Source organism: Streptomyces sp. 13-12-16 (genome assembly GCF_002114215.1).
GTDB lineage: Bacteria > Actinomycetota > Actinomycetes > Streptomycetales > Streptomycetaceae > Streptomyces.
Genome location: NZ_NCTE01000658.1, coordinates 1 through 5,952, shown reverse-complemented (window position 1 = coordinate 5,952; position 5,952 = coordinate 1). Strand labels below are relative to the sequence as shown.

At 70.8% G+C, this 5,952-nt stretch carries 6 protein-coding genes; 1 reads left to right on the top strand and 5 read right to left on the bottom strand.

What is annotated here, in order from left to right; all coding sequences use genetic code 11:
* The 4 genes from B7767_RS25365 to B7767_RS25350 form a co-directional block, all read right to left on the bottom strand.
* On the bottom strand, positions 1–480 hold a 480-nt coding region (locus tag B7767_RS25365; RefSeq protein ID WP_143652632.1), incomplete at its 3' end, for a PRC-barrel domain-containing protein.
* A gap of 486 nt (positions 481–966) precedes the next feature.
* Entirely contained in the window at positions 967–1,716 is a 750-nt protein-coding gene (locus tag B7767_RS25360; RefSeq protein ID WP_085574225.1) for a succinate dehydrogenase/fumarate reductase iron-sulfur subunit, read from the bottom strand.
* Entirely contained in the window at positions 1,713–3,662 is a 1,950-nt protein-coding gene (locus B7767_RS25355; RefSeq protein ID WP_085574224.1) for a fumarate reductase/succinate dehydrogenase flavoprotein subunit, read from the bottom strand. The genes B7767_RS25360 and B7767_RS25355 overlap by 4 nt, the downstream gene beginning before the upstream one ends.
* A gap of 2 nt (positions 3,663–3,664) precedes the next feature.
* The gene (locus B7767_RS25350; RefSeq protein WP_085574223.1) at positions 3,665–4,336 is read right to left on the bottom strand and encodes a succinate dehydrogenase; all 672 of its coding nucleotides are present in this window, start codon (positions 4,334–4,336) and stop codon (positions 3,665–3,667) included.
* Between the two features lie 120 nt (positions 4,337–4,456).
* Between B7767_RS25350 and B7767_RS25345 the strand changes: the two genes are divergently transcribed.
* Entirely contained in the window at positions 4,457–5,341 is an 885-nt protein-coding gene (locus B7767_RS25345; RefSeq protein ID WP_085574222.1) for a LysR family transcriptional regulator, read from the top strand.
* A 115-nt stretch (positions 5,342–5,456) separates the two neighbouring features.
* Here the strand turns inward: B7767_RS25345 and B7767_RS25340 are convergent, their stop codons facing one another.
* Complete coding sequence (locus B7767_RS25340) at positions 5,457–5,765, bottom strand: DUF4440 domain-containing protein (RefSeq protein WP_085574226.1); 309 nt, start codon at positions 5,763–5,765, stop codon at positions 5,457–5,459.
* Positions 5,766–5,952: the final 187 nt, after the last annotated feature.

Sequence of the window (5,952 nt, the reverse complement as noted above, 5' to 3'; positions counted from 1 at the left end):
GGCCGCGCCCGGTGCCGTCCGGGAGGCGTCGCCCCGGCGTCCGGCCGTGCCCGCCGCACCGGCGGCGCCCGCCGCTCCTGCCGTTCCTGCCGCTCCCGCCGTACCGGCCGTGCCCGTGCCGGGAGACCGGTCGCGTTCGCCGGGCTCGGTCAGCACGGAGCCCCAGTCGATGCCGTAGTAGTCGTACAGACGGTGTTCCTCCTCCACCGACAGGTGGCCACCCGCGTCGATGTCGACGTTGGGCGCGCCCTTGATCTTGTCCTTGCGGTAAGGGACCTCGAGGTGGTCCTTCACCAGGGCGGCGTCACGGATGGGGATGAACGACTCGCTGGAACCGAACATGCCCGTTTTGACGGTCACCCACTCGGGGCGTCCGCTGGCGTCGTCGAGGAAGACGTGCTTCGCGTCGCCTACCTTGTTCCCGTCCCCGTCGTAGACGGGATGATCCAGCAGGATCGAGATCTCTTCGCGGGTGATCATCTTCCATCACCCTCCTTTCGAAGGTCGCCCCTCACGGTTCTCCCGGATCGCCTGCCAAAAACGGTATTAAAGGGACAAAAGGTACTTAATTTTCCACAGTGCTCACCCTCGGTGACCGCCCTCGTGTCCCGCCACCGCCTCCGGCCGGGAGATGTGGTGGGCGACGAGCAGTCGTACCGCAGCCGCCGGGCGGCGCGCACGTCCTCCTCGTCGCGGGCGAGGGTGACGGTGCGGCGGGCGGGTGCGGTGGGCTTGGGGGTGGGGACACCCCTGTTCTCCCGACCGGGGTCGGCGTGTACGTGACCGGAGCCGGGAGTACGGATGTGGAGACGATGCCGAATGCCGGGAGCGAAGAGCTAGACGGGGCCGGAAGGAGCACCTCTCCCGGCCCCGTCCGTCCGCACTGATCAGCGAACGTTCACCGAAGCGCCCCGAAAGGGGCGCGGGGCGCGCGACAAGCCGCAGACGGCCCGCCGCCGCCCGGCACTACCGCTTGCCCGCCTTGCGAGTGGCCCGCAGCCACTCCTTGTTCATGCCGGTGATGGAGGTGAGCGGAATGCCCTTCGGGCACGCGGTGGCACACTCGCCGGCGAGCGTGCACCCCCCGAACCCTTCCTCGTCCATCTGCGCCACCATGTCCAGCACCCTGGTCTCGCGCTCGGGGGCACCCTGGGGCAGCACATTGAGGTGATTGACCTTCGCGGAGGTGAACAGCATCGCCGCCCCGTTGGGGCACGCCGCGACACACGCCCCGCAACCGATGCACTCCGCGTGCTCGAAGGCGAGGTCCGCGTCCGGCTTCGGCACCGCCGTCGCATGGGCCTCCGGCGCGGAACCCGTCGGCGCCGTGATGTAGCCGCCGGCCTGGATGATCCGGTCGAAGGCTGACCGGTCGACCACCAGGTCCTTCACGACCGGGAAGGCGGACGCCCGCCACGGCTCGACGTCGATGGTGTCGCCGTCCTCGAAGGACCGCATGTGCAGCTGGCAGGTGGTGGTGCGCTCGGGCCCGTGGGCGTCGCCGTTGATGACGAGCGAGCAGGCGCCGCAGATGCCCTCGCGGCAGTCGTGGTCGAAGGCGACCGGGTCCTCGCCCTTGAGGATGAGTTCCTCGTTGAGGGTGTCGAGCATCTCCAGGAAGGACATGTCGGGTGAGATGCCGTCCACCTCGTACGTGGACATGGCGCCGTCGGCGTCGGCGTTCTTCTGCCGCCAGACGCGCAGGTTGAGCTTCATGCGTAGCTCCGCTGGGTGGGGTGGACGTACTCGAAGACCAGGTCTTCCTTGTGCAGGACCGGGGCCTCGCCGGTGCCGGTGAACTCCCAGGCGGCGGCGTAGGAGAACTCGTCGTCCCTGCGCGCGGCCTCGCCGTCGGGGGTCTGCGACTCCTCGCGGAAGTGGCCGCCGCAGGACTCGGAGCGGTGCAGCGCGTCGAGGCACATCAGCTCGGCGAGCTCCAGGTAGTCGACGACGCGGTTGGCCTTCTCCAGCGACTGGTTGAACTCCTCGCCGGTGCCGGGGACCTTGATGCGCCGCCAGAACTCCTCGCGGATCTGCGGGATCCGCTCCAGCGCCTTGCGCAGCCCGGATTCGGTGCGGGCCATCCCGCAGAGCTCCCACATGAGTTCGCCGACCTCGCGGTGGAAGGAGTCGGGGGTGCGGTCGCCGTCGACGGACAGCAGCAGGTTGAGCCGGTCCTCGGTCTCGGCCAGCACCTCCTGCACCACCGGGTGTTCGTCGGTGACCTCCCCCTGGTGCGGGTTGCGGGCCAGGTAGTCGTTGACGGTCGCCGGGAGGACGAAGTAACCGTCGGCCAGGCCCTGCATCAGCGCGGAGGCGCCGAGCCGGTTGGCACCGTGGTCGGAGAAGTTGGCCTCGCCGATCGCGAACAGGCCGGGGACGGTGGTCTGGAGGTCGTAGTCGACCCACAGGCCGCCCATCGTGTAGTGCACGGCGGGGTAGATCCGCATGGGCACCTTGTACGGATCCTCGTCGGTGATCCGCTGGTACATGTCGAAGAGGTTGCCGTACTTGGCCTCGACGGCCTTGCGGCCCATCCGCTTGATGGCGTCGGCGAAGTCGAGGTAGACGCCCTGGCCGCCGGGACCCACTCCCCTGCCCTCGTCGCAGACGTTCTTCGCGGCGCGGGAGGCGATGTCGCGGGGGACGAGGTTGCCGAAGGAGGGGTAGATGCGCTCCAGGTAGTAGTCGCGCTCGTCCTCGGGGATCTGGTGGGCCGGGCGGGTGTCGCCCTTGGCCTTGGGCACCCAGATCCGGCCGTCGTTGCGCAGCGACTCGCTCATCAGCGTCAGCTTGGACTGGTGGTCGCCGGTGCGCGGGATGCAGGTGGGGTGGATCTGGGTGAAGCAGGGGTTGGCGAAGTACGCGCCGCGCCGGTGCGCCCGCCAGATCGCGGTGGCGTTGGAGTTCATGGCGTTCGTCGACAGGTAGAAGACGTTGCCGTAGCCGCCGCTCGCCAGGACGACGGCGTCCGCGAAGTACGTGTCGATCTTCCCGGTGATCAGGTCCCGGGCGACGATGCCGCGGGCCCGGCCGTCGACGACGATCAGGTCGAGCATCTCGGTGCGCGGGTGCATCTCGACGTTGCCGGCGGCGATCTGCCTGCTGAGCGCCTGATAGGCGCCGAGGAGCAGTTGCTGGCCCGTCTGGCCGCGGGCGTAGAAGGTGCGGGAGACCTGGACGCCGCCGAAGGAACGGGTGTCGAGCAGTCCGCCGTACTCGCGGGCGAAGGGCACGCCCTGGGCCACGCACTGGTCGATGATCTCCACGGAGATCTGCGCGAGGCGGTGCACGTTGGACTCGCGGGAGCGGAAGTCGCCGCCCTTGACGGTGTCGTAGAACAGGCGGTGCACCGAGTCGCCGTCGTTGCGGTAGTTCTTCGCCGCGTTGATGCCGCCCTGCGCGGCGATGGAGTGGGCGCGGCGCGGGGAGTCCTGGTAGCAGAACTGGACGACGCGGTAGCCCTGTTCGGCGAGGGTGGCACCGGCGGAGCCGCCCGCGAGACCGGTGCCGACGACGATGACGGTCTTGCCGCGCCGGTTGGCGGGGTTGACCAGCCTGGCCTCGAAGCGGCGCTTGTCCCAGCGCTCGTGGACCGGTCCCGCGGGGGCCTTGGTGTCGGTGACCGGCTCGCCGGTCGCGTACTCGGTGTAGGAAGTCATGGTCAGCTCACCACTCCGGTCATGACGCCCACGGGTACGGCGAGGAAGCCGGCCGTGAGCAGCAGCGCGAGGGCATTGGCGGTGGTCTTGAGGGCGCGGTCGCGGGTGCGGCTGCCGACGCCGAGGGTCTGGGCGGCGCTCCAGAAGCCGTGCCGGATGTGCAGGCCGACGGCGAGCATCGCGACGATGTAGATGACGTTGCCGTACCAGGTGGAGAAGGTGTCCACGACGTTCTGGTAGGGCTTGCCGCTCTCGAAGCCGCCGGAGTGCACGGTTCCGGTGGTCAGGTCGAGGAGGTGCCAGACGATGAACAGGGCGAGGATGACGCCGCCCCAGCGCATGGTGCGCGTGGCGTAGCTCGCCCGCGCCTTCTTGTGCACGTACTTGCTGGGGCGCGCCTTGATGTCGCGGCGGCTGAGCTGGTAGGCGGAGACGGCGTGGGCGAGCACGGCGACGACGAGGACGACGCGGACGATCCACAGCGTCCACTCGTAGTGCATGAACGGTTCGCCGACGGTGCGCAGCCAGTGGGCGTAGTGGTTGAACTCGCCCGCCCCGAAGAAGATCTTCAGGTTTCCGATCATGTGGGCGACCAGGTAGAGCAGCATGACGATGCCGCTGACCGCCATCACTGTCTTCTTGCCGACGGTCGAGTCCCACACGGTGCGTGCCATGGACTGCCGTCGGTCCGTCCGCGTTGCCAGAGCCATGCCACCAGACGCTAGGGCCGGAGGACCCCATCGGTCCAAGACATGGTGCGGCTCGTTTCGATAGCCAGAGGCTATGATGGGGTCATGCAGTTCCAGCAGCTCCAGTACTTCGTGGCCGTCGCCGAGACCCGGCACTTCACCCGGGCCGCGGAGCTGGTCCACGTGGCGCAGCCGTCGCTGTCGCAGCAGATCAAGGCGCTGGAGCGGGAGCTGGGGGCGGATCTGTTCCGGCGGGCGCGCGGGAACATCACGCTGACCGACGCGGGCGAGGCGCTGCTGCCGCTGGCCCGGCGGATCCTCGCCGACGCGGACACCGCCCGGCACGAGGTGCAGGAGGTGGCGCAGCTGCGCAGCGGGCGGGTGCGGCTGGGGGCGACGCCGAGCCTGTGCACCGGGCTGCTGCCGGACGTGCTGCGCGCCTTCCACGACCGCTACCCGGGCGTCCGGCTGCTGATCGAGGAGGGCGGCTCCCACGATCTGGTGCGGGAGCTGGCCCGCGGGGCGCTCGACCTCGCCCTGGTGGTCCTGCCGCTGCCGACGCCCTCCCCCGCGCTCACCACGGTGGAGCTGCTGCGCGAGGACCTGGTGGTCGTCTCCTCCCCGGACGTCCCGCGGCCGGGACGGGGCCGGCGCACCGTGCGCATCGCCGACCTGGAGGGCGAACGCCTGGTGATGTTCCGGCACGGCTACGACCTGCGCGAGCTGACCGTGGCGGCGTGCCGTGCGGAGGGCTTCGAGCCCGGATTCGCGGTGGAGGGCGGCGAGATGGACGCGGTGCTGGGCTTCGTACGGGCGGGGCTGGGGGTGGCGGTGGTGCCGCGGATGGTGGCCGCGCGCTCGGGGCACGGGCTGCGGGTGACTCCGCTGGCCCGGCCGGGGCTGTACCGGACCATCGCCCTGGCCCACCGCAGCGATGTGGCTCCGCCTCGGGCCGCGCGGGAGTTGCAGCGGATGCTGCTGGAGCGCTGACGCGGGCGGGCGTGGGGGTTCCTCGCCCCCGCCGCCCCTCCCGTCCCTGGGGGCTCCGGCCCGCGCGGAGCCGCGTGTCGGCACGGCCCCGCGCCCCTGTACCGGCCGTGCCCCTTCAGGGGACCGGGGTGCCCTGGTGGTAGTACATGCGCCGGCCCGTCCGGTCGTCGTGCTTGCGTCGGAGGGAGCTGCGGCGGGCCCGGTGGCCGTCGAAGCGGGTCTCGTACGTGAGGTGCACCGGGCCGGGTGCGAGGAGGACGCCGGTGATCTCCGACGGTTCGTCCACCGGGCCGCCCGGGTGGTCGTGCAGCTCGGCGAGCATCTCCTCGTACGTGTGGCGTCGGCCCGAGGCGCCCACCTCGGTGAACTCCGGGTCCGGCAGGCGCACCACCTCGGCACGCGAGGAGCACGCGGCCGGGTCCATGAGCCGCGGCTCTCCCTCGGTCGCCGCCCTCACCGCGTCCCTGTCCCGGTCCGTCCCCACCTGGTCCTTCTCCGTCCGTGAGAGCCGGCCCCAGGGGCGCGGGGCAGGCACATGCGCGGCTCCGCCGCGTGGGCGCGACAGGCCACGACCGGCCCGCGGCCACCGGACGGCCCGCGCCCCCGAGCCA